The 26,538-nt window shown below is 73.9% G+C and carries 30 protein-coding genes; 15 read left to right on the top strand and 15 right to left on the bottom strand.

Features of this window, described 5'->3' with window-relative positions; translation table 11 throughout:
* Positions 1–233 precede the first annotated feature (233 nt).
* The 9 genes from F0L17_RS24730 (at position 234) to F0L17_RS24690 (ending at position 8,831) form a co-directional block, all read left to right on the top strand.
* A complete protein-coding gene (locus F0L17_RS24730; RefSeq protein ID WP_155072760.1) occupies positions 234–2,777 on the top strand; it encodes a sensor histidine kinase in 2,544 nt (847 codons plus the stop codon).
* Positions 2,774–3,208 (top strand): roadblock/LC7 domain-containing protein, encoded by a 435-nt coding sequence (locus tag F0L17_RS24725; RefSeq protein WP_155072759.1) that lies wholly within the window; start codon positions 2,774–2,776, stop codon positions 3,206–3,208. The genes F0L17_RS24730 and F0L17_RS24725 overlap by 4 nt, the downstream gene beginning before the upstream one ends.
* Positions 3,209–3,225: 17 nt before the next feature.
* A complete protein-coding gene (locus F0L17_RS24720) occupies positions 3,226–3,594 on the top strand; it encodes a DUF742 domain-containing protein (protein ID WP_155074166.1) in 369 nt (122 codons plus the stop codon).
* Positions 3,575–4,171, top strand: a complete 597-nt coding sequence (locus F0L17_RS24715) for a GTP-binding protein (RefSeq protein WP_155072758.1) — start codon at positions 3,575–3,577, stop codon at positions 4,169–4,171. The genes F0L17_RS24720 and F0L17_RS24715 overlap by 20 nt, the downstream gene beginning before the upstream one ends.
* Positions 4,172–4,242: 71 nt before the next feature.
* A complete protein-coding gene (locus F0L17_RS24710) occupies positions 4,243–5,370 on the top strand; it encodes an FAD-dependent oxidoreductase (RefSeq protein WP_155072757.1) in 1,128 nt (375 codons plus the stop codon).
* A 103-nt stretch (positions 5,371–5,473) separates the two neighbouring features.
* Positions 5,474–6,379: a LysR family transcriptional regulator gene (locus F0L17_RS24705; protein WP_155072756.1), complete on the top strand. Its 906-nt coding sequence runs from the start codon at positions 5,474–5,476 to the stop codon at positions 6,377–6,379.
* Positions 6,380–6,463: 84 nt separating this feature from the next.
* Complete coding sequence (locus F0L17_RS24700) at positions 6,464–7,063, top strand: cysteine dioxygenase family protein (RefSeq protein ID WP_155072755.1); 600 nt, start codon at positions 6,464–6,466, stop codon at positions 7,061–7,063.
* A complete protein-coding gene (locus F0L17_RS24695; protein ID WP_155072754.1) occupies positions 7,063–8,214 on the top strand; it encodes a YeiH family protein in 1,152 nt (383 codons plus the stop codon). The genes F0L17_RS24700 and F0L17_RS24695 overlap by 1 nt, the downstream gene beginning before the upstream one ends.
* A 125-nt stretch (positions 8,215–8,339) precedes the next feature.
* Positions 8,340–8,831: a YflT domain-containing protein gene (locus F0L17_RS24690; protein ID WP_155072753.1), complete on the top strand. Its 492-nt coding sequence runs from the start codon at positions 8,340–8,342 to the stop codon at positions 8,829–8,831.
* Between the two features lie 44 nt (positions 8,832–8,875).
* On the opposite strand, the gene F0L17_RS24685 is transcribed toward F0L17_RS24690, so the two are convergent.
* The 3 genes from F0L17_RS24685 to F0L17_RS24675 all read right to left on the bottom strand — a co-directional run bounded on the left by F0L17_RS24685 (position 8,876) and on the right by F0L17_RS24675 (position 10,930).
* The gene (locus tag F0L17_RS24685) at positions 8,876–9,595 is read right to left on the bottom strand and encodes a YidC/Oxa1 family membrane protein insertase (protein WP_155072752.1); all 720 of its coding nucleotides are present in this window, start codon (positions 9,593–9,595) and stop codon (positions 8,876–8,878) included.
* A 102-nt stretch (positions 9,596–9,697) separates the two neighbouring features.
* Positions 9,698–9,958 (bottom strand): DUF6412 domain-containing protein, encoded by a 261-nt coding sequence (locus F0L17_RS24680; RefSeq protein WP_238420910.1) that lies wholly within the window; start codon positions 9,956–9,958, stop codon positions 9,698–9,700.
* Positions 9,959–10,297: 339 nt separating this feature from the next.
* On the bottom strand, positions 10,298–10,930 hold the full coding sequence (locus tag F0L17_RS24675; RefSeq protein WP_155072751.1) for a TIGR03086 family metal-binding protein: 633 nt from the start codon (positions 10,928–10,930) through the stop codon (positions 10,298–10,300).
* Positions 10,931–11,269: 339 nt separating this feature from the next.
* Between F0L17_RS24675 and F0L17_RS27175 the strand changes: the two genes are divergently transcribed.
* Positions 11,270–11,440 carry a hypothetical protein gene (locus F0L17_RS27175; RefSeq protein ID WP_202917935.1) on the top strand — a complete coding sequence of 57 codons (171 nt, stop codon included), beginning with the start codon at positions 11,270–11,272 and terminating at the stop codon, positions 11,438–11,440.
* An 88-nt stretch (positions 11,441–11,528) separates the two neighbouring features.
* Here F0L17_RS27175 and F0L17_RS24670 read toward each other — a convergent pair whose 3' ends face one another.
* Positions 11,529–11,888 carry a hypothetical protein gene (locus F0L17_RS24670; protein WP_155072750.1) on the bottom strand — a complete coding sequence of 120 codons (360 nt, stop codon included), beginning with the start codon at positions 11,886–11,888 and terminating at the stop codon, positions 11,529–11,531.
* Positions 11,889–12,239: 351 nt separating this feature from the next.
* Here F0L17_RS24670 and F0L17_RS24665 point away from each other — a divergent pair, with 351 nt between their 5' ends.
* On the top strand, positions 12,240–13,595 hold the full coding sequence (locus F0L17_RS24665) for a hypothetical protein (protein WP_162466655.1): 1,356 nt from the start codon (positions 12,240–12,242) through the stop codon (positions 13,593–13,595).
* Between the two features lie 40 nt (positions 13,596–13,635).
* On the opposite strand, the gene F0L17_RS24660 is transcribed toward F0L17_RS24665, so the two are convergent.
* Both F0L17_RS24660 and F0L17_RS24655 read right to left on the bottom strand, forming a co-directional pair.
* On the bottom strand, positions 13,636–14,361 hold the full coding sequence (locus tag F0L17_RS24660; protein ID WP_238420908.1) for an ABC transporter permease: 726 nt from the start codon (positions 14,359–14,361) through the stop codon (positions 13,636–13,638).
* A 67-nt stretch (positions 14,362–14,428) separates the two neighbouring features.
* Entirely contained in the window at positions 14,429–15,415 is a 987-nt protein-coding gene (locus F0L17_RS24655; protein WP_155072748.1) for an ATP-binding cassette domain-containing protein, read from the bottom strand.
* 130 nt (positions 15,416–15,545) lie between these two features.
* On the opposite strand from F0L17_RS24655, the gene F0L17_RS24650 reads away from it, so the two are divergent.
* Positions 15,546–16,310, top strand: coding sequence for a TetR/AcrR family transcriptional regulator (locus F0L17_RS24650; protein ID WP_155072747.1), 765 nt, complete (start codon positions 15,546–15,548; stop codon positions 16,308–16,310).
* A 45-nt stretch (positions 16,311–16,355) separates the two neighbouring features.
* Here the strand turns inward: F0L17_RS24650 and F0L17_RS24645 are convergent, their stop codons facing one another.
* Positions 16,356–18,008, bottom strand: a complete 1,653-nt coding sequence (locus tag F0L17_RS24645; RefSeq protein ID WP_338018208.1) for a glycoside hydrolase family 13 protein — start codon at positions 18,006–18,008, stop codon at positions 16,356–16,358.
* A gap of 224 nt (positions 18,009–18,232) precedes the next feature.
* Between F0L17_RS24645 and F0L17_RS24640 the strand changes: the two genes are divergently transcribed.
* On the top strand, positions 18,233–18,880 hold the full coding sequence (locus tag F0L17_RS24640; protein WP_155072746.1) for a DedA family protein: 648 nt from the start codon (positions 18,233–18,235) through the stop codon (positions 18,878–18,880).
* 154 nt (positions 18,881–19,034) lie between these two features.
* On the opposite strand, the gene F0L17_RS24635 is transcribed toward F0L17_RS24640, so the two are convergent.
* The 3 genes from F0L17_RS24635 to F0L17_RS24625 all read right to left on the bottom strand — a co-directional run bounded on the left by F0L17_RS24635 (position 19,035) and on the right by F0L17_RS24625 (position 21,429).
* Positions 19,035–19,517: a phosphatase domain-containing protein gene (locus tag F0L17_RS24635; RefSeq protein WP_155072745.1), complete on the bottom strand. Its 483-nt coding sequence runs from the start codon at positions 19,515–19,517 to the stop codon at positions 19,035–19,037.
* Between the two features lie 82 nt (positions 19,518–19,599).
* The gene (locus F0L17_RS28390) at positions 19,600–20,388 is read right to left on the bottom strand and encodes an alpha/beta hydrolase-fold protein (RefSeq protein ID WP_162466654.1); all 789 of its coding nucleotides are present in this window, start codon (positions 20,386–20,388) and stop codon (positions 19,600–19,602) included.
* 63 nt (positions 20,389–20,451) lie between these two features.
* On the bottom strand, positions 20,452–21,429 hold the full coding sequence (locus F0L17_RS24625; RefSeq protein ID WP_155072744.1) for an SDR family oxidoreductase: 978 nt from the start codon (positions 21,427–21,429) through the stop codon (positions 20,452–20,454).
* Positions 21,430–21,616: 187 nt separating this feature from the next.
* Between F0L17_RS24625 and F0L17_RS24620 the strand changes: the two genes are divergently transcribed.
* Together F0L17_RS24620 and F0L17_RS24615 are read left to right on the top strand one after the other, a co-directional pair.
* On the top strand, positions 21,617–21,997 hold the full coding sequence (locus tag F0L17_RS24620; RefSeq protein ID WP_155072743.1) for a hypothetical protein: 381 nt from the start codon (positions 21,617–21,619) through the stop codon (positions 21,995–21,997).
* Between the two features lie 94 nt (positions 21,998–22,091).
* A complete protein-coding gene (locus tag F0L17_RS24615) occupies positions 22,092–23,360 on the top strand; it encodes a cytochrome P450 (RefSeq protein ID WP_155072742.1) in 1,269 nt (422 codons plus the stop codon).
* 39 nt (positions 23,361–23,399) lie between these two features.
* Here the strand turns inward: F0L17_RS24615 and F0L17_RS24610 are convergent, their stop codons facing one another.
* From F0L17_RS24610 to F0L17_RS24590, 5 genes are all read right to left on the bottom strand, one after another.
* Positions 23,400–23,933: an AAA family ATPase gene (locus F0L17_RS24610; RefSeq protein ID WP_338018207.1), complete on the bottom strand. Its 534-nt coding sequence runs from the start codon at positions 23,931–23,933 to the stop codon at positions 23,400–23,402.
* Positions 23,934–24,014: 81 nt separating this feature from the next.
* Positions 24,015–24,545 carry a DUF1360 domain-containing protein gene (locus tag F0L17_RS24605; protein ID WP_238419598.1) on the bottom strand — a complete coding sequence of 177 codons (531 nt, stop codon included), beginning with the start codon at positions 24,543–24,545 and terminating at the stop codon, positions 24,015–24,017.
* Between the two features lie 50 nt (positions 24,546–24,595).
* Positions 24,596–24,901 (bottom strand): hypothetical protein, encoded by a 306-nt coding sequence (locus F0L17_RS24600; protein WP_162466653.1) that lies wholly within the window; start codon positions 24,899–24,901, stop codon positions 24,596–24,598.
* 66 nt (positions 24,902–24,967) lie between these two features.
* Entirely contained in the window at positions 24,968–25,381 is a 414-nt protein-coding gene (locus F0L17_RS24595; protein ID WP_155072741.1) for a site-specific integrase, read from the bottom strand.
* A 137-nt stretch (positions 25,382–25,518) separates the two neighbouring features.
* A complete protein-coding gene (locus tag F0L17_RS24590) occupies positions 25,519–26,415 on the bottom strand; it encodes a glycoside hydrolase family 19 protein (protein ID WP_162466652.1) in 897 nt (298 codons plus the stop codon).
* Between the last annotated feature and the right edge of the window lie 123 nt (positions 26,416–26,538).

The following is a 26,538-nucleotide window of genomic DNA, read 5'->3' as shown; positions in this document are numbered from 1 at the left end:
CCCGGTCCTCGCAGCCCCCGACCCCAGGCGTCCTGCCCGTTTCCCCAGCGTTCGCCGGACAACCCCCCATACGCCCGGAGCGCTTCGCCGGGCGGTCGCCGACGCCCCGTCAGGCCCCGTGGACGCGGGCCCACCACCTGTTTTCTTTTGACATTCCGTATGACTAACATCGCCCCATCCTTCGCCGCCCTCACCAGCGGCGACCCGTCACCGTGAGCCACTGCTGGGGAGAGATGGCACTGCGCGTCCGTGTGCCGAAACGGCAGGGTCGGTCGGCGAGCGAAACGTTCCATCTGAGTTCGCTCCGCACCGCCCTGCTCGTCCTGACCGTCGTGCCCAGCCTCGCCCTGGTCGCCCTGTGGGGCATCAGCACCGCCCAACTGGCCCGCGACTGGCAGACCCAACGGAACGAGAAGATCCTCGCCGAGCGGGCCGGCACCCCGGCGAACACCGTCTACTTCAACCTCCAGGAGGAGCGGCGGCTCAGCGCGGAGATGCTGGCCACTCCCGGCCCCCGGACCCGCGCCGCCCTGCGGGAACAGCGCGCCCGGACCGACGAGGCCCTGCGGTCCTTCCACGAGCTGTCGGACATCGAGGCGTCCGGCGCGCCCGACGCGTTGCGGGAGGCCGTCGCCCTCACCCGCACGGACATGCTGCGCATCGACCGCATCCGCAAGAACGTGGACGACGGGATCGCCGGCCAGGCCGAGACCTTCCGCTACTTCACCGAGCTGATCGCCGTCGACCTGCGACTCTTCGAGGCCCTGAGCCGCTCGGAGAACAGCGAGGTCACGACCCGCGCCAGGGTGCTGATCGACCTCTTCTGGGCCAAGGAGATGCTCTCCCGCGAGGACGCCCTGCTCGCCCGCGGCTGGAACACCGGCCGGATCGCCCCGTCCGAGTACGGCAACCTGACCGAGTGGATCGGCGCCCAGCAGTTCCTGTTGGAGAGCCGGATCTCGCCCCACCTGCCGCAGGACGACCTGCGCCGCTACCGCCGCATGACCACCACCGGCGACTGGCAGGCCAAGGCCGACGTGGAGCGGTCGCTCCTGGGGGCCCACTCCCACGGCGGTGAGCCGGGCATCCCCCTGCCCGACGCGCGTGCCGAGTGGCGGAAGTCCGTGGACGCGCTGACCCCGCGGTTCCAGGAGCTGATCACGGCTCGCACCATGGACATCAACGCGATCGGCGACGAGACGGTGACGAGCCTGCGGAACCGCCTGCTGGGCGCCAGCGCCATCGGTCTGGCCGGTGTCCTGCTGGTCATCTGGATCAGCCTCCGGGTCGCGGGGTCCATGCGGCGTCGCCTCTCCTCGTTGCGGGACGAGGCGCTGGAGTTGGAGACGAAGCTGCCGCAGGTCGTCGAGCGGCTGCGCAACGGCGAGTCCGTCGACCCCGACGTCGAGGTCCCCGAGGTCGGCCACGCGCGCGACGAGTTGGGCCGACTCGGTCAGGCGCTCAACATCGCGCGCCGCAGCGCCGTCGAGACCGCCGTGCGCGAGACCGAGCAGCACCGCGGTTTCGAGCGGCTGCTCCAACGCATCGCCCGCCGCACCCAGCTCCTCATCGGCCTGCAGATGAAGAAGCTCGACGAGATGGAGCGCCGGCACGAGGACCCCGAGGTCCTGGAGGGCCTGTTCGACCTCGACCACCTGACGGCCCGTCTGCGCCGCTACGAGGAGAACCTGGTGATCCTCGGCGGTGGCCAGCCGCAGCGACGCTGGCGCAGGCCGGTCAAGGTGCTCGACGTGCTGCGCGCCGCGCTGGGCGAGGTGCAGGACTACCGCCGCATCCAGATCGAGGTCGACGGCAGGCCGTGGCTGGCGGGCCGCGCGGTGGGCCCGGTGGTGCACGTGCTGGCCGAGCTGATGGAGAACGCCGCCGCCTTCTCCAAGCCCCCCAGCCCCGTGGAGGTACGGGCCGGCAAGGTCGGACGCGGCCTGGTCGTGGAGATCGAGGACCGCGGCCTGGGCATGGAGCGGGAGGAGTACGAGCGGATCAACCGACTCGTCGCCGATCCGCCGCGGATGGACATGCTCTCGCGCGCCGACGACGCCCGGCTCGGCCTGTACGTGGTCTCGCGGCTCGCCTCCGGGCTCGGTCTGGGAGTGGAGTTCCGGCCGTCGGTGTTCGGCGGCACCCGGGTGATCGTCCACGTCCCCGAGGAGCTGGTCGCCGAGGAACCGGAAGTCGAGGACACGCCGCGGAGGAGGCGGCCGCGCGGGGCGGCCCCCGGCGCCCGGCCCGCCCCCGCCGAGGGGGCGGACGGCCGGGGAGGGACCGACGCGCCGAACGTTCCCGCGCCCGCCACCCGGCGGGAGGGCGAACCGGAGGGCGGGACCCGTGCGGCGCTGCCCGTCCGCTCCCGAGGCCGGGCGATGTCCGGGATCGTCTCCTCGTCCGTCGGCCCCCGGCCCACTTCGGACGGCCGCGCCGACGAGCGCGCCGGTGCCGGTCGGGGCGAGGCCCCCGGCTCGGAGCCGTCCGACGGCGACGGGGCTCCGGAACCGGACGCGGCGGCCGAGCCGCTGCCCCGACGGGTCCGTCAGGCCAGCCTCGCCCCCGAGCTGCGCACGCCGTCCCCCCGGGTCCCCGACGACGAGGACACGCTCACCCTCCGTTCGGAGCCCGCCCGGTCCGGCGCCACCATCGGCGCCTTCCAGCGGCAGTCCCGGCTCGCCAGGCGGCGGACCGCCGCCCCCGACGACGCATCCTCCTCGACCGGCGGCAGCACGCCGGGTCAGAGCCGACCCACGACGGAAGACCGAACATGACACAGCGAACCACCGCCACCAACCAAGACCTGGACTGGCTGCTGGACGGTCTGGTGGAGCAGGTGCCCGGCACCCGGCACGCCATCGTCCTGTCCGACGACGGTCTGGTCGTCAGCCAGTCGAGCACCATCGAGCGCACCGACGCCGAGCGCCTGGCCGCCATCGCCACCGGGCAGCAGAGCCTGGCCCGGGGGATCGACGAACTGTTCGACGGCGGCCCGGTGCAGCAGGTCATCGTGGAGCTCGCCGACCTGTGGCTGTTCATCACCGCCGCCGGCAGGGGCACCCACCTGGCCGTCGTCGCCTCCCAGGACGTGGACGCCGAGGTGATGGCCGTGGCCATGCACACCCTCGTCCAGCAGGTCGGCCAGAAGCTGGGCACCGAGGCTCGGGCCGACGTCTCGGCCTCCGGCGGGGGTGGACGTGTGTGAAGCACTGGACGGACCGCCTGGAGTCCGACGACGGAGAGGATCCGCTGGTCCGGCCGTACACCATCACCCGCGGCCGTACGGCTCCCCGGCGCGACGACCTCACGCTGATCACGGTGGTGACGACGGTCGAGCCCGACGAGGCCCGGCCCGCCGGACGGCGGCTGGAACCCGAGCACCGGGCGATCCTGGAGCTGTGCCGCGAGCCGGCCGCGGTGGCGGAGATCGCCGCGGAGCTGGATCTGCCCGTGTCGGTGACGAAGATCCTGATCGGCGACCTGGCGGCGCTGGGCAGGGTGGCGACCCGTCCGCCACCGGCGGCCGAACGGGGTGGCGGAATGAACGTCGAGATTCTGCGGGCGGTGAGGGATGGACTCCAGAGACTTTGACGGCGTGACGGGGCCGATGGCCGTCAAGATCCTGGTCGCCGGTGGTTTCGGGGTGGGGAAGACCACCATGGTGGGGGCGGTCAGCGAGGTGACGCCCCTGCGCACCGAGGAGTACCTCACCGAGGCGAGCCTGGGGGTCGACGACACCGACGGGGTGGCGGAGAAGTCCACCACCACGGTGGCCCTGGACTTCGGCCGCATCACCATCAACCCCGACCTGGTCGTCTACCTCTTCGGCACCCCGGGCCAGGAGCGCTTCTGGTTCATGTGGAACGACCTGGTCAACGGCGCGCTGGGAGCGGTCGTCCTGGTCGACACCCGGCGGCTGGAGGTCAGCTTCGCCTCGATCGACTTCTTCGAGAGTCGCGGCATCCCCTTCGTGGTGGGCGTCAACTGCTTCCACGGCCGCTGCGAGCGCACCGCGGAGGAGGTACGCGACGCCCTCGACCTCGATCCGGGCGTTCCGCTGCTGATGGGGGACGTGCGGCGGCCGGAGGCGGGCCGCGACCTGCTGGTCGCCCTGGTGGACCTGCTGATGGCCCGGTCCGCGGCGGCCGCGGCCGTACCGGCGGGCTGACCGGCCCCCTCCCCTCCTCCCTCCCGTCCCCCGCCCCGCGCACGTCCCCCGGAAAGGAAGCCAAGGAAGCCATGTCCCCGGCCCGTACCGTCCTCATCGTCGGAGGCGGCGTCTCCGGCAACGCCCTCGCCGTCCTGCTGCGCCGCTCCGGCGTCGAGGTCGACCTCGTGGAGCTCTCCCCCGACTGGAACGTCCAGGGGTCGGGCATCACCCTCCAGGGCAACGCCCTGCGCGTGCTGCGCGAGGTCGGGGTGTGGGAGGAGGTCCGGCGCGCGGGGTTCGGCTTCGACACGCTCGGCGTGGTCGCGCCCGACGGCACGGTGCTGCACGTCGCCGAGGACATCCGCACCGGGGGCCCGGACCTGCCCGCCACGCTGGGGATACGACGCCCCGACCTCCAGCGCCTCCTGACCGACGCGGTCCGCGCGAGCGGGGCCCGTGTCCGACTCGGCCGCGGCGTCGAGTCCCTGACCCAGGACGGCGACGGGGTGGACGTCCGCCTCACCGACGGCTCCACCGGCCGCTACGACCTGGTGGTCGCCGCCGACGGCCTGAACTCCCCCACCCGCGCCGCGATCGGCGTCGACGACCGGCCCGAGCCCACCGGCATGGGCATCTGGCGCGTCACCGCCCCGCGCCCCGCGGGTGTGGAGCGCACCGACCTGGCCTACGGCGGGCCGGCGTTCATCGCGGGGTACTGCCCGACCGGCGAGGACTCCCTCTACGCCTACCTCGTCGAGCCCGCTCGGGAGCGCGCCGAGCTGCCGCCGTCCTCGTACGTCGAGGAGGTGCGCTCCCTGGCCGCCGGGTACGGGGGTGCCTGGAAGGAGATCGCCGCCTCCGTCACGGACCCCTCCCTGGTCAACTACACCTGGTTCCACCGGCTGCTGGTGGAGGGCCCCTGGCACCGCGGCCGGGTCGTCCTGGTCGGTGACGCCGCGCACGCCTGCCCGCCCACCCTGGCCCAGGGGGCGGCGATGTCCCTGGAGGACGCCCTCGTCCTGGCCGAGCTGCTCACCACCCGCACCGACTGGGACGAGGACCTCCTCACCGCGTACCGGGAGCGCCGCGTGCCGCGCGTGCGGCTGGTCGTGGAGAACTCGGTACGGCTCGGCCGGTGGCTGCTGGACGGAGTGCGCGACGCGGACGTGCCCGGACTGATCGGCCGGACCATGGCGGTGTTGAGCGAACGTCCGTGACGCCCGGTCCCGACCGGTCCCGTCCAGGCTGTAAGGGAGCCGGGGCGGGGCGGCGACCGGTACCGGTCTCTCGGCTCCCCCAAGTTCCGCTTATCGTTCCGGCATGTTCGACTCCCGACACATCAGGACCTTCCACGAGGTGGTTCGCACCGGTTCGTACTCGGCGGCGGCCCGAGCGCTGGGCTACACCCAGCCGGCGATCACCCAACAGATGAAGGCCCTGGAACGGGCCGTGGGCACCCCGCTGTTCCTGCGGGTCGGGCGTCGGATGCGGTTGACCGAGGCGGGCGAGGCGCTGGCCCGCCACGCGGGCGCGATCCTGGACAGCATGGCCGTCGCCCACCAGCAGATGACGGCGTTGACCAGGCTGCGCGCGGGACGGGTGCGGGTGTGCGCGTTCCCCAGCGCCGGGGCGACGCTGGTACCGGAGGCGCTGGCGCGGCTGGCCGCCGACCATCCCGGCGTACGGGTGGAGCTCCAGGAGAGCGAGCCGCCGGAGTCGCTGGACCGTGTGGTGCGCGGCGAGTGCGACATCACCCTGGCCTTCACCTACCCCGGGCTCCGCGAGCAGGTGCCCGAGGAACTGGTGGAGATCCCGCTGCTGGAGGACCAGCTCACCGTACTGCTGCCGACCGGGCACCCGATGGCGCGGCGGCGGGCGGTCCGGTTGGCGGAACTGGCGGACGAGCGGTGGATCGCCGGATGCCTGCGCTGCCGCACCAACTTCCTCCACGAGTGCGCGGAGCTGGGTTTCGCGCCCGACATCGTCTTCACCACCGACGACAACCTCGTGGTGCAGAGCCTGGTCGCCGAGGGGCTCGGCATCGCGATGATGCCGGGGTTGGTGCTCTCCTTCCTGGTGCACCGGAAGGTCACCGGACGCGCCCTGGACCCGGCGGCCCGGCGGCAGGTCTCCGCGTACGTGCTCCGCGAGCACCTGCGGATACCGGCCACCGCGCTGGTGCTGGAGGAGCTGAGGACGGTGGCCGCGAACCGGGTCGGCTGTTGAGCCGCCCCGACCCATAAGCGGTTCTTGGGACGGGCGAAGAAACCGTCGTTGGACGTGATGGTCCGTTGGCGTGACGCTGTCACCATGGCCGCTTCCACCCACTCCTCCGCCACGCCCTCCGCCGCGCGGACCGCCGTCCCCCGACGGGTGACCGATCGACTGGCCGCCCTCGTCGAGGACGTCCGCGAGGTCGTGGAGCGCGGCCTGCCGCCGGACCTGACCGCGTACCTCGTCGGCGAGCGACTGGCACCCCACCTCGGCGCCGACGACCTGCTCCTCCCCGCCCAGCGCGAGGGCGATCCCGGGCGCTACCGCCAGCACCTGCTGCACGCCGAGACGGACGGCGGCTTCTCGATCGTCGCCCTCGTCTGGTTGCCGGGGCAGCGCACCCCCGTGCACGACCACGTCTCCTGGTGCGTCACCGGCGTCCACGAGGGCGAGGAACACGAGCGCCGCTACCGACTGGTGCCGGCCGCCGCCCCCGGGGACCGGGCCCGACTGGTCGCCACCGAGGACGTGGTGAACCCGCGGGGGGCGGTGTGCGGCTTCGCTCCGCCCGGTGACATCCACCGGGTCTGGAACGGCTGCTCGCACAAGGCCGTGTCCCTCCACGTCTACGGCGCGGACGTCTCCCGGCTGGGGACCAGCGTCCGTCGCGTCTACGACCTGCCGGCCGACCGCTGATGGCGCTGCTCGGCGAGCGCCCGCGCGGGACCGCGGCACGCGGCGCCGGGGTCGGGACCGGGGTCGAGGGGTCCGTGGGCGCTCCGGGCGGCGGTTCCGAGGGGGCCGGGCGACGGGAGCGGCGGACGCCCGGTCCGCTGCCCGGTCTCGCCCTCGCCTGCTGCGGCACGGCGGTGGCCTGGGCCGTGCACCGGCTGCTGCCGGGAGTGCCGATGCTGACCGCGGCCGTCGTGCTGGGCATCGTCGCCGCCCACCTGCCGGGTCCGGGGCGCCTGGTGTCCGGGCCCGGACGTCCGGGACTGTCGTGGGCCGGAAAACGGATGATGCGGATCGGTGTGGTCCTGCTGGGCCTGGAGCTGAGCCTGGGCGACGTGCTGGGACTGGGCTGGACGACCTTCGTCATGGTGCCCGCGGTGGTGGCGGCGACCTTCTTCGGCACGCTCTGGCTGGGGCGCGGACTGGGGCTGCCCGGCGATCAGCCGCTGCTGGTCGCCACCGGTTACTCGATCTGCGGCGCCTCCGCCATCGGCGCCGTCGGCGAGGCGCGCGGGAGCGACGAGCGCGACGCCGCCGCGTCGGTCGCGCTGGTGACGCTGTGCGGCACCCTCGCCGTCGTCGTCCTGCCGTTGTTGCACCACCCCCTCGGGCTGGACGCCACCGGTTTCGGACGGTGGGTCGGCGCCGGGGTGCACGACGTGGGGCAGGTGGTGGCCGCCGCCCGGACCGCGGGGCCCGAGGCGCTGGGCGAGGCGGTGCTGGTGAAGCTGGTACGGGTGCTGCTGTTGGCGCCGCTGGTCGCCGCGGTGGCCGTGGCCGCGGCCCGCCGGGGACGGCCCGGACCCCGGGGAGGCCGGGGGGAGCACGACACGGCGACGGGTGCCCGGCCCCGGCGCCCGCCCCTGGTGCCGCTGTTCGTGGCCGGCTTCCTGGCGGCCGTCGCCGTGCGCACCGCCGGTCTGCTGCCGGCCGGCGCGCTCGCGGCCACCGCGACGACGCGGGAGTTCGTGCTGGCCGCCGCCCTGTTCGGATTGGGCAGCGCCGTCCACCTGCCCTCCCTCGCGCGAACCGGGCGACGGCTGGTCCTGCTGGGCGCCCTCTCCTGGGCGGTCGTCGCCGGGGTCTCCTACGTCGGCGTGCTGCTGACCGTCTGACTCTTCCCGCTCGCCGGCCCCCTCCCCCGCGTCCTCCCCGTCTCTCCTCCCTTGAAGCCCCTCCCACCGGGAAGACGGACGGGGACGAGTGCCGTCCGGGAGGCACCCGGGAAGGAGAGAGGCAGATGGTCGACATCGATCCCGACCCCCCGAACCCGATCGGCGACGCGTGGAACACGGTGGCCGGCTTCTCCTCGTACCAGGAGGCCCAGGCGGCGGTCGACCACCTCTCCGACGAGAGGTTCCCCGTGGAGCACATCGACATCGTCGGTTCCGACCTGCGGCTGGTCGAGCACGTCACCGGGCGGCTCACCAAGGGGCGCGCGGCCGGGATGGGCGCGGCCGGTGGCGCCTGGTTCGGGCTGTTCATCGGTCTGCTGGTGGGGTTGTTCACCACCGGTCCGGTCTGGCTGGGGCTGATCCTCGGTGGTCTCCTCGTCGGCGCGGTGTGGGGCGCCGCCCTCGGGTTCGTCGGTCACGCCGCGACCGGCGGGAACCGCGACTTCTCCTCCGTGCAGTCCCTGGCCGCCGCCCGTTACGACGTCATCGTGCGCGGTGGCCAGGCCGACCGGGCACGCGACATCCTCCGGCGGAAGGGCCTGACGGGCACCGCCTGAGCCCGTTCGACCGGCGCGGGCCGTCCTCGCGGACGGGCCGGTGGTCAACCCTTCCCCCTCCGACCACGGTCACGGTCGCGGTGGAGCAGCGCCCGCTCCACCGCCGTCCACGCCGTGGTGGTGGCCAGGTAGAGGCCGGCGGCCAGCGGGACGAAGGCCGCGGTGACCAGGGTGCCGAACGACAGCAGCGGCAGCACCCTGGCCACTCCCGCGCCCCCCGGCGTCTCCGCCGCCGGGGCCACCGCCGCGCGCGCCCGCCGGTAGGACCAGAGCGCCACGACGGCGATCACCGCGAACAGGGCGAGGTGCACCAGTCCCGGCGCGCCGAGGAATCCGCCGTTGTCCAACGCCTGGGCCCACCGTCCGCCCAGGGGTGCGGCGCCCAGTCGATGGTCCAGCAGCCCGTTGGGCTCGCCCCCCACCTCACCGGCCGTGAAGAGGCGGTACATCACGAAGAAGACGGGCAGCTGGGCCAGCGTCGGTGCGAGCCCCGCCAGGGGTGAGACGCCCTCCTTGGCGTGCAGGTCCAGCAGGGCGCGCCGGAGCCGTTCGGGGTCCCGGGCGTGCCGCCCGCGCAGTTCGGCGATCCTGGGCGCGAGCCGGGCGCGGGCCTTCTCCGCCCGCGCCCCGGCCCGGGCCAGGGGGTGGAGCACGGCGCGTACGAGCATGGTGGCCACCACGATGGCGACGGCGGCGGCGGAGTGGGCGAAGATCGGTTCCAGCGCGTCGGTGAGCAGCGCGAGGAGTCGGGCGACGAAGGACATGCGGATCCCTCCCGGGAATCGTCGTGCCGGATGTGCGGTACGGCATGACGAGCCGCGCGGACGCGCGGCCCCCGGAGAAGACCTGTCGTGGGGTGCCCGCGTCTACCCGGCCGTCGGGAGGGGACGGCCGGGTGCCCGGGGCCGGGGACGGCCCGAGGCGTCGGGATCGCGCTGCGGCAGGAAGGCGGTGCGGCGTTCCCGGTCGCGCAGGGCGGTGCGGACGTACGCGCGCGGGACGGGATGGGCGTGGCGCGCGGCGAGGACGGCGGCCGCCGCGAGGACGGTGCCCGCGGCCGCCGTGGCGAGGGCCACCGCGGTCTCCGCCAGGCCGCCCTGTACGACCTGGACACCGGTCAGGAGCATCAGCAGCGCGAGGAACGCCGGGGGCAACAGCAGGCCCACGAGGGAGAGGACGGTGCCCGGCCGCGGCCCGCGCCGAACGCGCGCACGGCCTTCCGGCCCCCCGTACGGCATGTGCGCCTCCCCCGGCCCTGCTTGTCGTCGTTCGTCGTCGTTCGTCGTCCCACCGGGTGTCCGGGCGGGACGGGCCGCTCCGATGGTAACTCGCGCACTGCGGCCCGCTCCCCGGCACCGGACCTCTTCCGCTCACGCCGCCGCCCTGTACCACGGAAGGAATTCGATCACCGCTGCTTCCCGCCGATTTCCGACCGGCGCGGCCCGGTGTCGAACGGCGCCGGACCGTCAGTCGGAGGTCGGGGCCCAGGAGGGGTCCCGACCGCTGAGGCCGACGACCCGGTCCACCAGCGGGGCGCCGGGCGGGACCTCGACGACCGGTCCGAACGCCCCGGCCCGGTCCGCCTCGTCCGTCGACCGCGACAGCAGGTCGAAGCAGACCCGCAGGCTCGCCTCCTCGCAGTGGTACTCCCGTCCGGTGGCGCGGGCGAGGTCCCACCCGTGGACGACGAGCTCGTCGAGCGCGACACGACCGGCGACGGCGGCCGGCAGGGTGACGCCACCGGCCCGGGTGGTGCCCTCCCAGGCCGCGGGGTCCCGCCAGGCGGCGGCGAGTTCGTCCAGGCGGCGCGGGACGGCGGTGCGCCAGTCGGCGGGCAGCAGGGCGGCGGAGGGACGGGAGGCGCTCGGGTCGGTGTCGGTCGTGGGCCCCAGGTCCTTGCGCGCCGCGTCCCGGAAGGCGGTGCTCAGGCCGAGCACGTGATGGAGCAGGTCGCCCACGGAGGTGCCCGCGCAGGGAGTCGGGTCGTCCAGTCGGTCGTCGGTGACGTCCGCCACCAGCCGCGCCATCCGCCGGGCCGGAGGGCCGAGGTCGGGCGTGGCGGAGGCCGCGGCGGCCGCTTCGGGGGAGGTCTCGGTCATGTTGGGCTCCGGTTTCCGTCCGATTTCCGTCGGGGTCCTGTCGGGCGTCCGCGCGTGCCGCGCGGGCACCCGCCTCCGTGGAGACCGGAGAAGCGTCCGAAATTCATCGCCGTTCCCGCGAGTGGCGTACGTCTCCCCGCCGTTCCGGCATGACCATTTCGGCAGTGGGTAGCCGCTCGCCGGTTCGCGTCGTGTTCGCGCCGTGCCCGCCATGCGAGCACGGCGGCGGTCGCGCGATCGGCCCATGAAACGATCGGACGCGGCGGCCTCGTCGCCGCCCGAGAGGGGCGCCCGCGGCGTCCATGACACGACAGGCACGACAGCAGGAAGGACGGCGACATGACGACGACCGCCACTCGGACCGACCACCCTCCCATCTACGAGAGCCTGCTCGAGGAGCTCGGTGACGTTCCCACCGAGACCCGTGAGGTGGCCGAGCGAATACAGCGCGAGGCCAAGGAGGCACTGGACTGGAGAGACCTGGGACTCCCGGAGCGCCGGCCGGAGTGAACGGGTCCGCCGCCGGGCGCCCCGCTCCGATCCGGGCGGGGCGCTTCCGTCGTGCGCCGGACGGCGCGTCGGGCGCGGGCCCGAGCCGTCAGGCGGTGGCCGGGATCGGAACCAGGAAGTACTCCCGGCCGTCCCGGTCCCTCACCCGCACCGGGTGGGAGGGCAGGGATCCGAAGACCGCCGCCGCGACGGCCTCCGGGGCGTCGTCGGCCGTGATCGGCGCCCCGAGCGCGGCCCGGATCGCCTCGCGGGAGGTCGCCGACGGGGCCTTGCGACCGGCGAGTTCGGCGCACTCGTCGATCTGCTCGTCGCTCAGGTCGGGCCCGTAACCCCTGCGCCGCGCCTCGGCCGCCACCACGGTGGCCAGCGCCGCGCGGTTGTGGTCGCGGCAGATGTCGCCGGGCGTCCCCTCGGGGTGGAAGTGGCGTGCGGTTCCGATCGAGGACAACGCTGCCTCCGTGAAGTGCTGGAGGGACCGGGACGGATGCCCCGCGCGCGGACCGTCCGACGGTCCGCCGGAGGTGGGGAAGGCCCCGGCCGAGACGGGGGAGAACTCGACCGGGGCCGGCTTGGGAGGGGCGGCGGGCGGCGGTCCGCGCCCGTGGAGGGGAAGTGGTCCGCGCCCCTGCTTTCCGCTCCTGGTTAAAGAATAAACCATTCACGGTCGTTCCCTCACGTCGGGGCACCGGAGGACCGTTCACGGTTCCTTCCCCGGGCCCGACGGAGAATTCCCCCGATTCGCCATGAAATGACCCCCGGCTGTCCGGGTGAGGCGCCCCGGGGTGGGTAGCGGAACTCCATGAGGACAAACCGCCCCATCTCTCACATACTCCTGGGACGGCGGGCGGCTCTGCTCTGGGCTGTCCTGTTTGCCGTCGCCACCGTCTTCATCGCCCCGGCGGGCGACGCCCGATCGGCCACCGACCTGGACAAGGTCGCCGCCGCGCTCCGCGACGACCCGGTCTTCGTCGACCCCGACGCCTCCGACAAGCTCCCCGAAGCCGAGGCCGAGCGGCTCACCGAGCAGATCCGGGCGGGCGACGTGCCGATCTACGTCGCCGTCCTCCCCGAGGACTCCTCCTACGGCGGCGAGGCCGTCTTCGACCGACTGCGTTCGGAGGTGGGTCGTCCGGGCGTGTACGCCGTGGCGCTCGGTTCGCGGTTCGGCGCGGCGTCGGACTCCGACGTCCTGTCCGGTTCCACGGCCAGTGAACTCGCCCAGCGCAACCTGCGGGAGCACCCCGGCGAGCCCGACCGCATCCTCGACGGCTTCGTCGCCGACGTACAGTCCGCCGCGCGTGACGGCGGAGGCGGCGGCTACGGCGAACGAGACGGCGCCGGGTCCGGTTCCGGCGGCGGTCTGCTGGTGGGCTTCCTGGTGGTTCTGGCGGTGTTCGCGCTCGGCGGCGTGTTCCTGACCCGACGTACGCGCAAGCAGCGCGAGCGGGAGGAGCGGGCCGAACTGGAGCAGGTGCGGAAGGCGGTCGAGGAGGACATCACCTCCTACGGCGAGGCCCTGGACCGGCTGGACTTCTCCCCCTCCGCCCCCGGCGTCACCCAGGAGATGCTCGACGACTACCGGCGGGCGCTCGACGCCTACGAGAAGGCCAAGGACGCCTCCGCGGCGGCCGGGCGCCCCGACGACATGCGGGCGGTGACCGAGGCGCTGGAGGACGGCAGGTTCGCCCTGGCCTCGTTGGAAGCCCGCCGGGAGGGGCGGGAGCTGCCCGAGCGCAGGCCGCCGTGCTTCTTCGACCCCCGGCACGGACCGTCGGTGCGGGACGTGGAGTGGGCTCCTCCCAGCGGCGCGCCCCGCGACGTGCCGGTCTGCGCGGCCGACGCCACCCGGATCGAGGACGGTCTGGACCCGGCGGTGCGCACGGTGCCGACGGCGACCGGCGAGCGGGTGCCGTACTGGGACGCGGGCCCGGCCTACGGCCCGTGGATGGGCGGATACTACGGGAGCTACGGCTCGATGCTGCTGCCGGGCCTGCTCTTCGGAACGATCCTGGGCAGCAGCATGGGCGGCTGGGGGTACGGCTACGGCCCCGGTTGGGGCTACGGCCACAGCGGCGGCGACGACTTCGGCGGGGGCTTCGGGGGCGGCGACTTCGGCGGAGGGTTCGGCGGGGGCTTCGGGGGCGGCGACTTCTGAGCCGACCCGACGCCTCCGTCGCCCGCCCCCGGCCCGCCGCTCAGGCCGTACGGCGCCGGAAGAGGAACGCGGAGGCGGCGATCGAGACGACCGACAGGCCGGCACACCAGGCCAGGGCCCACCAGAGGGCGTCCCCCGCGGGCCGGTCCAGCAGCAGGGCGCGCAGCGCCTCGATGACGTGGGTGACCGGCTGGTTGTCGGCGAAGCCGTGCAGCCAGTCCGGCATGGAATCCACCCGGACGAAGGCACTGCTGGGGTAGGGCAGGAAGAGGACGAAGAAGGTGAATCCGCTCGCGGCCTCGGGCGACCTCGCGAGCAGGCCGACCGCCGCCGACAGCCAGGAGAAGGCCAGGACATAGGCGGCCAGGACGCCCACCACCGCAGCCCAGGCCGCCGCGTCGGCCGCCGGTCGGAAGCCGATCAGGAAGGCGACCGCGAGCACCGCCGCGGTGGCGGCGGCGTTGCGCGCCGCGCTCGCGACCACGTGCCCGGCGAGGACGGAGGTGCCGCCGACGTCCAGGGAGCGAAAGCGGTCGATGACGCCCTCGGTCATGTCGGCGGCGACACCGACGGCGGTGTTGGCGGCCCCGTACCCGGCGCAGAGCACCAGTACTCCCGGAACGACGTAGGTGACGTAGGCGGTGCCGGTGTCGATCGCCCCTCCGAAGAGGTAGACGAAGATCAGCATCAGCATCACGGGCAGGGCCAGCGAGATCAGCAGCGCGTCGAGGTTGCGCGCGGACAGCCGCACGCTGCGGGCGGCCATGGTCAGGACGTTGACGGATCCCCGGAGCGGGGATCCGGGTGCGGCGGCGCGGGGCGCGGCGACGGTCTCAGGCATCGGTGGCCTCCTCGGGGGCGGCAGCGGCGGTGGACACGGCGGGGGCGGCGGGGCTGCCGGTGAGGGCGAGGAAGACGTCGTCGAGCGTGGCCTCGTACACGGCGAACCGGTCCACCGCGTCGCGGTCCGGGTCCACTTCGTCCAGCAGCGCCCTCACGTGGGCCGCGCTCCCGTCGGTGGGCACGCCCAGGAGCAGGCGGTCCGGGACGCGGAGCACCGCGATGTCGCCGAGCCGGTCCGCCACCCGCGCGTACGCGGCGGGGTCGGCGAGCGTGAGGTCCAGGCGTCGCCCGGCGATCCGCCGTTTGAGTTCGCCCGGGGTGCCCTCGGCGACCAACCGGCCGCCGTCGAGGAGGGCGACGCGGTCGGCGAGCCGGTCGGCCTCCTCCAGGTACTGGGTGGTGAGGAAGACCGTCGTCCCGGTTCCGGCGAGGGAGGCGACGAACTCCCACATGGCCTGCCTGCTGCGCGGGTCGAGCCCGGTGGTCGGCTCGTCGAGGAAGACCACCTCGGGGTCGCCGACGAGGCCGGCCGCGATGTCCAGGCGGCGGCGCATTCCGCCGGAGTAGGTGCCGACCCGGCGGCGGGCGGCGGCGGTCAGGTCGAACCGTTCCAGCAGTTCTCCGGCGCGTTCGCGGGCCCGGCGTCGGGAGAGCCCGCTCAGCCGTCCCATCATGCGGAGGTTCTCCTCGCCGGTCTGTTCGGCGTCCAGGGCCGCGTACTGGCCGGTGAGGCTGATGCGGCGGCGGACGGCGCGCCGGTCGCGCACGGCGTCGAAACCCGCCACCCGAACGCGTCCGGCGTCGGGGCGCACCAGCGTGGACAGGATGCGCACGGTCGTGGTCTTGCCCGCGCCGTTGGGCCCGAGCAGGGAGAACACGCTGCCGCGCGGCACGTTCAGATCGACTCCGGCCAGGACCCTCACCCGCCCGTAGGACTTCTCCAGGCCGGTCGCCTCGACCGCCGTCTCGTCCGCCATGCGGACCGCCCCCTCATCTTCCGCGTATCGGGTACGCGCTTCTGTGTGTGTCCTACGCACTACTGCGTAGGGTATACACAGACCTAGGATGGCGGTCAACCGAACCGGAAGACCAGGAACGGCGGAGACGATGGCGAAGGACAGCGACACCGGTCTGCCCCCGGGCGTCGAAACCGCCTGGGGCCTGCGGGAACGTCCCGGAAAGGGGCCCCGTCCGGGGTTGAGCGTGGACCGAATCGTCGACGCCGCCGTCGAACTCGCGTGCGCCGAGGGACTCACGGCGGTCTCCATGAGCCGGGTCGCCTCCACCCTCGGCGCCTCGACCATGTCCCTGTACCGGTACGTGTCCTCCAAGGAGGAGCTGCTGGTCCTGATGCAGGACGCGGCCTACGGGCCGCCTCCGGCGGGTCCCGTACCGGAGGAGGCGGGCTGGCGCGCGGCCCTGGCCCACTGGGCGGGGTCGATGCGGGACGTGCTCCACCGCAACCTGTGGATGCTCCGCGTCCCCATCGCCACCCCGCCCACCACACCGCGCGCGCTCGCCTGGATGGAGCGGGGTCTGGCCTGCCTGCGGGGCACCGGCCTGCACGAGGGGGAGAAGCTCGAGACGATCCTGCTGGTCAGCGGCTTCGTCAGGAACGAGGCCACTTTGACGGCGGACGTCACCTCGGCCGCCCGCGCCTCGGGCGGCACCGTCGAGGAGGCCATGGCCGCCTACAGCCGCCTGCTGGCCAGGGTGGTCGACCCGGAGCGCTTCCCGGAGATCGACGCGGTCCTGAAGTCGGGGGTCATGAGCGAGGAGGGCGCCCCGGACGAGGAGTTCGTCTTCGGCCTCGAACGGCTCCTGGACGGCATCGAGGCGCTGGTGAGGACGCGGAACGGCCGGGATCGCTGACGCGCGGCGGCGCCGGCGGTCCCGGCCGTGCGACGACCGACGGCGTCAGCGCGGTCGGGCGTCCAGCCAGACGGCGGTGTCCGGCGGCAGTGTTCCCTCCTCGCGTTCCCCGCCGATCGGCAGCGGCACGGCGGCCGACGGCGGCAGGGGCAGCGGAACGTCGGAGAAGTTCACCCGGCATTCCAGGGCGCCCTTGCGGAAGGCCAGTTCACCCTCGCGGGAGGGAAGCCAGCTGAAGCTCTCGTCCCCGGTGAAGGAACGACGGAGCTTCAGGGCCGTCCGGTACAGCTCCAGGAAGGAGTCCGGGTCGCCGGTCTGCGCCTCCACCGAGTACTCGCCCCAGCCTTCCGGCTGCGGCAGCCAACTGCCGCCCGGCCCGAACCCGTACGACGGCCCGGAACGCTTCCAGGGCAACGGAACGCGGCAGCCGTCGCGCCCCTTGCGGGTGTTGCCGGTGCGCTCCCACATCGGGTCGCGCAGCGCTTCGCGCGGCAGGTCGGCCACCTCCGGCAGGCCCAGCTCCTCGCCCTGGTAGACGTAGGCCGAGCCGGGCAGCGCCAGCGTCAGCAGGGCGGCGGCACGGGCCCGACGGCGACCGAGCTCCTCGTCCGCGACGGGCTCGCGGCCGTCCGCCATCAGCCAGGCGACCGTGTCGGTGCCCTCGGGCAGGGCGTAGCGGCCGGCGTGCCGCACCACGTCGTGGTTGGAGAGCACCCAGGTCGGCAGCGCGCCGACGGAGCGGGCGCCGGCCAGGGAGGCGTCGATCACCCGGCGGAACGCGGCGGCGTCCCACGGGCAGCGCAGGTAGGGAAAGTTGAACGCCTGGTGGCACTCGTCGGGTCGGGTGTACAGCGGCAGCCGGGACTCGCTCACCCCCGCCTCGGCGACCGCGATGCGCGGCGGGTCGTACTCGTCCAGGATCCTGCGCCAGGCACGGTGGATCTCGTGCACCTCGTCGCGGTCCCAGAAGGGGTGGTCGTGGCCCTCGGGCGGGGCGTTGAGCGGGGCGGAGTCCGCGCCGCGGGTGTCGCGCAGCGGCGGGGCGAGGTCCTTGCGCATGCCGTGCGCCACGTCGATGCGGAACCCGTCGACGCCCAGGTCCAGCCAGAACCGCAGGACGCTCTCGAACTCGGCGGCGACCTCGGGGTTCTCCCAGTTCAGGTCGGGCTGCTCGGCGGCGAAGATGTGCATGTACCACTGGCCGTCCGGCACCCGGGTCCAGGCCGGGCCGCCGAACTTGGACTGCCAGTCGGAGGGCGGCTCCGTCCCCTGCGGCCCCCTGCCGTCCCGGAACACGAAGCGGTCGCGGGCGGGCGAGCCGGGCGGGGAGGCCAGGGCCTCCGCGAACCAGGGGTGTTCGCTGGAACAGTGGTTGGGGACGACGTCCACGATGACCTTCAGTCCCAGGGAGTGGGCCCGGTCCAGCAGGTCGCGGAAGTCCTCCAGGGTGCCGTGCCGGGGGTCGACGTCGCGGTGGTCGCTGACGTCGTAGCCGCCATCGGCCCAGGGCGAGCGGTAGAAGGGGGTCAGCCACACGGCGTCCGCGCCCAGTTCGGCGACGTGGCCGAGACGGTCGGCGACCCCGCGCAGGTCGCCCATGCCGTCCCCGTCGAAGTCGGCGAAAGCGGGCACGTATATCTGGTAGACGACCGACTCCCGCCACCAGTCGGAGCTGTCCTGGGACGTGCTCTGTATCACGGGATACCTCTCGCGCTTCGTACGACAGTCGGCTTTCCTGGGCGCAGCCGCGCCCCTCGGTCAAGGAATGTCCCGGATACGGACGCGCGACATACACCATGTCCGGCATCCGGACACCTTCTCGCCCGACCGTGGAGAGCGGAGCGGAGCGGGGACCGATTCCCCGGCCGACCCCGGGGTAACCGACCTCCCACCGTCCGCGTTCCCCACACGACAGGGCTTCCATGATCGGAACGACGACCGCAGCGCAGCAGAACACCGGCGGGATCACCGGGTGGGCCACCGGTCTGATGGAGTCCCTGGGGGCTCCCGGGGCAGGTCTGGCCATCGCCCTGGAGAACGTCTTCCCGCCCCTGCCGAGCGAGGTGATACTGCCGCTGGCCGGGTTCACCGCCGCCCGTGGTGACATGAACCTGTTCGCGGCCCTGCTGTGGACCACCGCCGGCTCGGTCGTCGGCGCCCTCGCCCTGTACTGGGTGGGAGCCCTGCTGGGACGGGAACGGATCCTGGCGTTCGCCTCCAAGGTGCCGCTGCTCAAGCCCGCGGACGTCGAGAGGACGGAGTCGTGGTTCTCCCGGCACGGCACCAAGGCGGTCTTCTTCGGGCGGATGATCCCGGTCTTCCGCAGCCTGATCTCCGTTCCGGCGGGCGTCACGCGGATGCCCGCGGTGACCTTCCTGACCCTCACCACGCTCGGCAGCCTGCTGTGGAACACCGCCTTCGTGCTCGCCGGCTACCTGTTGGGGGAGAACTGGGACACCGTCGCGGACTACGTGTCGATGTACTCCAAGGCCGTGCTGGCGATCATCGTGGTGGCGGTCGTGGGCTTCGTCGCCGTGCGCCTGAAGCGGGCGCGCCGCGACCCCGGATAGGGGCGGACGGTCCGGCGGCCCGCCCGGCCCGCGGCCGCGCGTCCACCGCCACGCGGGCGAGCCCCGGCCACTCGAACGGACCTCTCCCCCTCCCCTCGCCCCCGCGCCTCCCGAGTGCCCCGCACCCCGCCGAAACGGCCGGGTCCGGGTGGGCTCAGGTGCGGCCCTCCCGCTCCTGGACCTCCGCCAGGACGCCACGGGCCGCCATCCAGTCGGCCCGTACCACCGGGAAACCGGCCCGCTCGTAGGCGTCGCAGACCAGTGGGTCGTCGTCCACCACCAGGGCGACGGTGCGGCCCCGCGCCAGGGCGCGCAGCAGTTCCGGTTTGGTGACGCGGGCGGGACGACGGTCCCGCCCGCCGCGCATCATCAGCCGCCCGTGCGGCAGGCCGTGCCGGGCCAGCCACTCCACGGTGTCGCGGCGGCACCGCTCGGGGCGCCCGGTCACGTACACCACCTCGTGCTCCCCGACGTGGGCGAGCGCCAGCTCCACCCCCTCGGCCAGCGGCGGATCGTCGGGAGCGGCGGCGAAGAAGGCGTCCCAGTCCCGCGGCCGGGTGTCGAGGAAACGCAGGCGGTGACGGACGTCGGCGAGCGTTCCGTCCAGGTCGAACACCGCCAGGGGACGCGGCGCCATGGATCACACCTCCGAGCGCGGTGGGGCGCCCCGAACGGGGCGCGGGAGACGGGCACGGGGTGCCAGGATCGCACCCGGACGCTCACGGGCGCGCGTCCTCGGTGCCGCGCGGGCCGTCCACCCACCACCGCAACGCCTCGGTCGCCATGCCGGGCGGCACCTCGTGTCCGCCGCCGAACTCCCGGTAGGTCACCGCGTAGCCCTGTCGGGACAGCTCGGACACCAGACGGCGGCCGCACTCCTCCACCGGCAGCACCGGATCGGCCCGGCCGTGGGAGACGAAGACCCGGGGACGGCCGTGCCGGACCATCGGCGCCATGAACCCGGGTGAGAGGGCGAGGACGGCGCCGAACAGATCCCCGTTGGCCGCTCCCAGCGACAGCGCGTAGGAGGCCCCGTCGGAGAAGCCGGCCACCGCCACCCCGGCCGGATCCACCGGGAAGCGGCGGAAGACGTCCTGGAGCGCGGCGTCCAGCCGGGCCACGTCCGGGCCGTACCCGCCCTCGACGACGTCCCAGGTGGAACCGGTGGCCTGGGGCGCGAGCAGCAGCAGCGACGCGGAACCGGCCTGGGGCAGCAGCCAGGACAGGGCCTGTTCCGCCGCGCCGCCGGCGCCGTGCAGCACCACCACCAGCCAGTACGGCGTCCTGGCCACCCCGCTCTCCGGGGCCGGCGGCACGCGCAGCAGCGCTCCTCCCGCCACCCGGTGGGTGCCCGGCTCCCCCTCGCCCGCGAGCGACGCGGACGGTCGGGCGACGAGCCGACCGTGCCGCGCGTCCTCGGTGACGGTGGGGTGGGGCGGTTCGCTCTCCGGAGTCGCCGCCCCCGGCGCCCTGTCCTCTCCGACCGCTTCTCGGGGGTTCCTGTCCACCCTGTGCTCCTCCCGATCCCCGCTGCCGTGTCCGGCCCTTCCGGCCGACCCGCTCCGTCGCCCTCAGCGGGCGCCGAGCCGCCGGCCGGCCCCCAGGACGGCACCGGTCAGCAGCGCCGCCGTGGCCAACCGCCGCGCGGCGGTGCGCCGCCGGCCGTGCCAGCCGCCGTGCGCCGCGCCCCCGCCGGGGAGCGGTGCGAACAGGTTGCCCTGGGTGTCGGGACCGGGCTCGCGACGGGAGAGGTGGGTGCGGTCGGCCTGGAACGCCATCATCCGCTCCGCCGTGCCCGGCATGGTCCTCGCCTCCGCGAGGATCTGCCGCCCCGCCGGGCCGACGACCTTCTCCCGGCGCGGCGAGCGGACCAGTCCCACGACGGCGCGGGCGACGCGTTCGGGGGTGTAGACCGGCGGCATGGCGACCGGCCTGCGCCCGGTGTGGTTGGCCGCGTGGTCGAAAAGCGGCGTGTCGATGGTGGCCGGGAGCACGGTGCACACCTTGACGCGCCGCATCCCGTCCAGCCACAGCTCCTGCCGGAGACTGGTGCCCAACGCCCGTACGGCGGCCTTCGACATGCCGTAGGCGTGGGTGTAGGGCTGGGGCAGGGCCGCGACGACGGACGAGACGTTGACCAGCGTGCCCCTCCCCTGTTCGCGCATCACCTCCAGGGCCGCTCGGGCGCCGTGGACGTATCCCATGACGTTGACGTCCAGCACCCTGCGGATCTCCTCCAGGGGGGTGTCCTGGAACGGGCCGAAGACGGTGACGGCGGCGTTGTTGACCCACACGTCGATCCGCCCGAAGCGCTCCACCGCCCGGCGGGCCAGTTCGTGGACGGACTCGGCGTCGGTGACGTCGGTCGGTACCACCAGGGTCCGCGCGTTCCGGTGCCTCCCGCACCGCTCGGCGACCTCTTCCAGGGCTTCCTCCCGGCGGGCCGCCACCACCACCGAGCACCCCTTCCGGGCGAACTCCTCGGCCGTGGCGCGCCCCACACCGCTCGACGCCCCGGTCACCACCACCACTGAACCGCGTACGCGCATCCGCGGGCCTCCTCCGCTCTCCGTCTTCTCTTCCGGCTTCTTCCGTGTTCGCGCTGCCGGTTCCGTGCCCGGGCGCTCCTCCCGGCCCGGCCCCGCGCACTGCGGCGAGCCCGTTCCGCCGTCCGGCGGCGGGGTACCCGTGGGGGGACCGGGCATGCCCGGTCCCCCCACGGGTACGCACCCCCGCATGGCAGAAGAAAACGAGACGAACCGCGACAAGAGGCACGGCGAGGGCGGTTCGGGAACGTCCCGCCGGTCCACGGGCGACGACAGGGTCCGCGAGATCAGGGAGGAGGAGCGGCGGCGGGACGAGTCCCGTCCCTTCGACTACCCTTACCCCGAGCGACGGGCGAACGTGCGGGCCCGGCGCCACATCAGCCGGGAGGAGGCCGACGCGGACATGCCGCCGGGTCTCTCCGGCAGCTACGGAACCACCGGCGGGGGGCAGCCCGCCGGCCCGGCCCACGCCCGCCCGAGCAGGTCGGTCACCGAGGAGGACCCGGCCGGGACGGTCGACCGGCGGGACGACGAACCGGGCCCCGACGAGGGCGGCGCCGACCGCCGGTGACCGGCCGACGGACCCCGGGAGCGCGGAGCAGCACGGGGGAGCCCGTGGGGGCCGGTGGACGTTTCGGTCCCCGGCCCCGGGGCACGCGCGCCCCATGAGTCTCCCGCGTCCCATGGTCGACAGCACCCTGTCCCTGTTCACCCGGGGGTACGCCTGGCTGCCCGATCGCGCGCGCCGCGCCATAGGGCCCCTGGTCCGCGCCCGGTTGCTGGGTCGGCACGCGGTGGCCCTGCGCGGACCGGACGCGGTGCGGTTCCTCTACGACGAGCGTCACGTGCGGCGGCACGGCGCCCTGCCCGAGCCGGTGAAGAGCACCCTGTTCGGGCACGGCGCGGTGCACACCCTGGACGGTGAGGCCCACCGTGTGCGCAAGGCGATGTTCCTGTCCCTGCTGACCTCCCGCGACGGCATCGACGCGCTGGTGGACCGGACCGTCGAGGCGTGGGACACGGCCGCCGCCCGGTGGGCCGGGAGCGAGAGGGTGGTGCTGTTCGACGCGGCGGCCGAGGTGCTCACCGAGGCGGTCTGCCGGTGGGCCGGGGTGCCGCTCCCGAACTCCGGGCCGGGGCCGCTCGCCCGCGACCTGGTGGCCATGGTCGACGGCTTCGCCACCCTGGGACCGCGCCACTGGCGCGCCCGCCTGGCGCGTCGGCGCCGTGAGGACCGGCTGGCCCGCCTGGTGGAGGAGGTGCGCGACGGATCGGCCACCGTGCCGGAGGGTTCGGTGGTGGAGGTGGTGGCCCGACACCGTGACGCCGACGGCGAGCCGTTGGACTCCCGTACGGCCGCGGTGGAGATCCTCAACGTGCTCCGCCCCACCGTGGCGGTCTGCTGGTTCGTCGCCTTCGCGGCCCACGCGCTGCACCGGTGGCCGCAGCAACGCGACCGCCTGGTCGAGGAGGCGCGCGAGGGCGGGGCCGGTCGGGAGCAAGGGGGCGCGTACGCCGAGGCGTTCGTCCACGAGGTGCGCCGTTTCTATCCGTTCGCGCCGTTCATCGGCGGGCGGGCCGTGCGGGACCTCTCCTGGCGGGACAGCCCGATTCCCGCCGGCTCGCTCGTCCTGCTCGACATCCACGGTCAGAACCACGATCCCAAGCTGTGGAAGGACCCCTACTCCTTCGACCCGCGCCGGTTCCTGGACCGGCCGGTGGAGCGGGACGAGTTGGTTCCGCAGGGCGGTGGCGATCCGGCCGCCGGCCACCGCTGCCCCGGCGAGGACGTCACGGTCGCGCTGTTGACCGCCCTGTCGGTGCGGCTGGCGCGGCTGGCGTACGAGGTGCCCGCGCAGGACCTGCGCATCCCGCTGCGGCGCGTCCCCACCCGTCCGCGCAGCGGCTTCGTCGTCACGAACGTGCGCCCGTGACGGTGCGGGGCGGCCGAATCCCGGCCGCCCCGCACCGCCTCACAGCCCGGCGCGCCCGTCTCCGTCACCTCCGCCGCCCCCGCCCGGATCGCCCTCGCCCTCGCCCTCGTCCTCGTCCACGTCGCCGGGCCGTACGTCGAACCCGCCACGACCGTCCGTGCGCACCTCCCACACCGCGTCGAAACCGTCCGCCCGGCGCGGCCGGCGCAGCCGCCGGAGGGTGTCGAAGAACCCCACGTCGGGCACTCGTTCCCGCCCCTGCCGAGCGGCGTTGCGCGCCATCGCGTTCGGCACGTCCGGCGGGAACCAGTAGGCCACCACCCGCGCCCCGTGGGCGCGGCCGGCGGCAATCAGGGGAGCCCACTCCAGGGGGGAGGGGTTGGTGTTGTCCACCACCACCGACCGCCCCCGCTCCAGCGCCTCGGTCACCATCCGCATCTGGCGCCGTTGCCGGTGCCGGGCCGAGCGCGGGAAGAGGTCCTTGCCGACCACGGTGAAGTCCGCGGGGAACGCTCGGGCCCGGAAGGTGGACTTGCCCGACGCCTGGAGCCCCACCAGCACGGCCAGCTCCACGGTCCCCGGGGCCGACCGTCGGGGCTCCTCTCCGCGGGACGCGGGGGGCGGCGGCACGGCGTCACGACCTCCCGGGCGCCCTCAGCCCTCGGCCTTCTGCTGGGTAAGGCTCCACGCGTACTGCAGCCAGTCGGAGACGGTGACCGTCGTCAGGCACGAGGCGACCAGGCGCGTGGCGCGCGGGGCCGTGGCGTACCCCATGGCCAGTCCGCTCGCGATCCACATGCCGATGCAGAAGGGACAGGCCAACAGCTCGCCCACGGACCTGTGCACCCCGTGGCCGCGTGGCTCGTCCATCACCTCCGCCCCGCCGATGCTCCCGGCGCGCCGGGTGAAGGGGGCCCGCAGGAAGCTGGTGACCTTGTCCTTGGTCAACAGGCGGGAGCTGCGGTAGGTGGCCACCCCCATCAGGAGCAGGTCCAGCGGCGGCACCCGCTCGGGAAGCTGCCGTCCGGACGCCCTCAGGCGCCAGGCGAACAGGCCGACGCCGCTCGCGTAGGCGCCCGCCAGCACGGCGAGTCCACGCAGGGAGACCTCCCCCTCCTCGGCGTACTCGTCCGCCCCGGTGACCCGACCCACCGTCTCGGCGGCCTGGTCCATCGCACCACTCATTCGGTTCCTCCTCGTCACCGGCTCCCGGTGTTCCGCTTCCGTCCGGCCGCTCAGGGCCTGGGGTTGGTGCGCCGCCACCGGGGACGCGCGTCGCTTCCCCTGCGCCCCGCCACCGAGGCGCACCTCGGGCACAGGCGCCGGACCCGGTCGGCCGCGCCGCCCGATTCCGGTATGACATCGGTCCAGGTCACGTGCGGGAAGCGGCCGAGCCGTGAGCGGCTGAGGGACAGGCCGCACACGGTCTGGTTCATGCCCTGCTCCCAGGCGTGCACCTCTCCCGCGGGCAGGCGGACGTTGTCCTCCTCATCGGTCCACTGGCCCGATGCCGCCACCGCATAGCGTTTGCGTACTGACACGGATGACGGGGTTCCCGCTGTGTCCGCGTCCACACCCCCGGCGTCCCCGCGCCCGGCCGGGCCGCCTCACTCCCCCGCCTCCGGGAGGTCCCCACGGCGGTGGGACTTGCCGCCCGTGCGGAAGGCGTGGACGCCGTGTCCCCGTTCCTCCGCGGTCCGCACCACTTCCTCCCAGCCCAGCGAGCGGTCGCCCACGGCGAACAGGGGACCCGCCCCCCGGTCACCGATCAGCTCGGTCAGCAGTTCCACGGCGCGGTCGCTGAGAAAGACCTCGCCCTCGGCGACCGTCCGGCCGGATGCGCCGGCCACCCGCCGGCCCGCCAGATCGATGTCCCCCCTCGTCAGCGAGAGCAGGTCCAGGACCTTCACCTCGCACTCCCACAGCAGCAGCCACAGGGCCCGGTGGGCCAGGGGAACGGAGTCGTCGCCGAGCAGTTCGTCGAGTCGTTCGGCGGTGATGCGGTCGTCCGTGAGCGTCATGGCCCGGCAGTATTCCCGGGGAGGGGCGTGAAGGACAGAGGTAGGAGCGATCCTTCACGTAAAGGGCCGCCGGCCGCCGCACGGCGCCGGTGGGGCGACGTGCGGCGGGCGCGGCGGCCGGCCGGGGCGGCTCCTCGTCAGCAGCTCAGGTTGTCACCCGGCGTGGTGCCCAGGATCTGGACGAACCGCTGGTAGTTGGCGATCCGGCTCTGCACCTGGGCGGGGTTGCGCCCGCCGCACTCCAGGGAGCCGTTGATGCTGCGGATGGTCTCGCCGAAACCGTGTCCGTTCACCATCGCGTTGTGCGGGGTCATGGTGCCCGGCCCGCTCTGGGTGTTCCAGTACCACAGGGCGGTCTTCCAGGCGACCGCGGCGTCCCGCTCCACCAGGTACGGGTTGCGCAGCAGGTCGATGCCCAGGGCGTCGCCCGCGGCCTTGTAGTTGAAGTTCCAGCTGAGCTGGATCGGGCCGCGACCGTAGTAGGCGGCCTGACCCGCGGGGCAGCCGTACGGCTGGCTGGTGTCGCAGTAGTGCGGGTAGTTGGCGGTGTTCTGCTCCACGATGTGGACCAGTCCGCCGGTCTCGTGGCTGACGTTGGCGAGGAAGGCGGCGGCCTCCCGCTTCCTCACCGTGTCGCTGCCGGTGGCGGCGAAGGCGGGGTAGGCGCTCAGGGCGGCCTTCAGGCCCTGGTAGGTGTAGAAGGAGTTCCGGTTCGGGAACATCTGGTTGAACTGCGCCTCGCTGACGACGAAGCCCGAGGGGTCGGGGTCCGTGGGAGGCGGAGTCGTGCCGCCGCAGGCCCCCTGGTCGGCCCAGACGCCGGAGTTCCCGGGGGGCATCTCGTTCTGGGTCCACCACTTGGCGGTCCAGTTGCGGCCGTTGTGGGAGACGGTGTCACCGCCCCAGTAGGTCGTCGAGGAGCTCCAGGCGGGGGCGCAGTCGGCTGCCGAGGCGGAGGTCGCGGGCAGGACGACCGTCAGGGCGCCCGCGAGGGCGGATGCGGCGACGAGCGCCGACAGACGCTTACGTAGCACCTGAACGTCCCTTCGTGTGGGGGGATTTGGTCGGCACTACTCAACCGCCTTGGTATGTACCAGTCAAGGTATGGACCAAAGGCGGTCGGGATCCGACCGATCACCGACCCCCGGCACCGCCGG

It is taken from the genome of Streptomyces taklimakanensis, assembly GCF_009709575.1.
In the GTDB taxonomy this organism is placed as follows: domain Bacteria; phylum Actinomycetota; class Actinomycetes; order Streptomycetales; family Streptomycetaceae; genus Streptomyces; species Streptomyces taklimakanensis.
This window is presented reverse-complemented; position numbering and strand designations above follow the sequence as displayed.

Coding starts and splice junctions, on each gene's coding strand:
- F0L17_RS24700 (WP_155072755.1), top strand. CDS start 6,464: ATGGCCGCTTCCACCCACTCCTCCGCCACGCCCTCCGCCGCGCGGACC.
- F0L17_RS24730 (WP_155072760.1), top strand. CDS start 234: ATGGCACTGCGCGTCCGTGTGCCGAAACGGCAGGGTCGGTCGGCGAGC.
- F0L17_RS24680 (WP_238420910.1), bottom strand. CDS start 9,958: ATGCTCCTGACCGGTGTCCAGGTCGTACAGGGCGGCCTGGCGGAGACC.
- F0L17_RS24695 (WP_155072754.1), top strand. CDS start 7,063: ATGGCGCTGCTCGGCGAGCGCCCGCGCGGGACCGCGGCACGCGGCGCC.
- F0L17_RS24690 (WP_155072753.1), top strand. CDS start 8,340: ATGGTCGACATCGATCCCGACCCCCCGAACCCGATCGGCGACGCGTGG.
- F0L17_RS24595 (WP_155072741.1), bottom strand. CDS start 25,381: ATGACGCTCACGGACGACCGCATCACCGCCGAACGACTCGACGAACTG.
- F0L17_RS24685 (WP_155072752.1), bottom strand. CDS start 9,595: ATGTCCTTCGTCGCCCGACTCCTCGCGCTGCTCACCGACGCGCTGGAA.
- F0L17_RS24650 (WP_155072747.1), top strand. CDS start 15,546: ATGGCGAAGGACAGCGACACCGGTCTGCCCCCGGGCGTCGAAACCGCC.
- F0L17_RS24655 (WP_155072748.1), bottom strand. CDS start 15,415: ATGGCGGACGAGACGGCGGTCGAGGCGACCGGCCTGGAGAAGTCCTAC.
- F0L17_RS24625 (WP_155072744.1), bottom strand. CDS start 21,429: ATGCGCGTACGCGGTTCAGTGGTGGTGGTGACCGGGGCGTCGAGCGGT.
- F0L17_RS24605 (WP_238419598.1), bottom strand. CDS start 24,545: ATGAGTGGTGCGATGGACCAGGCCGCCGAGACGGTGGGTCGGGTCACC.
- F0L17_RS24705 (WP_155072756.1), top strand. CDS start 5,474: ATGTTCGACTCCCGACACATCAGGACCTTCCACGAGGTGGTTCGCACC.
- F0L17_RS27175 (WP_202917935.1), top strand. CDS start 11,270: ATGACGACGACCGCCACTCGGACCGACCACCCTCCCATCTACGAGAGC.
- F0L17_RS24635 (WP_155072745.1), bottom strand. CDS start 19,517: ATGGCGCCGCGTCCCCTGGCGGTGTTCGACCTGGACGGAACGCTCGCC.
- F0L17_RS24660 (WP_238420908.1), bottom strand. CDS start 14,361: ATGGCCGCCCGCAGCGTGCGGCTGTCCGCGCGCAACCTCGACGCGCTG.
- F0L17_RS24675 (WP_155072751.1), bottom strand. CDS start 10,930: ATGACCGAGACCTCCCCCGAAGCGGCCGCCGCGGCCTCCGCCACGCCC.
- F0L17_RS24715 (WP_155072758.1), top strand. CDS start 3,575: ATGGACTCCAGAGACTTTGACGGCGTGACGGGGCCGATGGCCGTCAAG.
- F0L17_RS24725 (WP_155072759.1), top strand. CDS start 2,774: ATGACACAGCGAACCACCGCCACCAACCAAGACCTGGACTGGCTGCTG.
- F0L17_RS24665 (WP_162466655.1), top strand. CDS start 12,240: ATGAGGACAAACCGCCCCATCTCTCACATACTCCTGGGACGGCGGGCG.
- F0L17_RS24710 (WP_155072757.1), top strand. CDS start 4,243: ATGTCCCCGGCCCGTACCGTCCTCATCGTCGGAGGCGGCGTCTCCGGC.
- F0L17_RS24620 (WP_155072743.1), top strand. CDS start 21,617: ATGGCAGAAGAAAACGAGACGAACCGCGACAAGAGGCACGGCGAGGGC.
- F0L17_RS24615 (WP_155072742.1), top strand. CDS start 22,092: ATGAGTCTCCCGCGTCCCATGGTCGACAGCACCCTGTCCCTGTTCACC.
- F0L17_RS24640 (WP_155072746.1), top strand. CDS start 18,233: ATGATCGGAACGACGACCGCAGCGCAGCAGAACACCGGCGGGATCACC.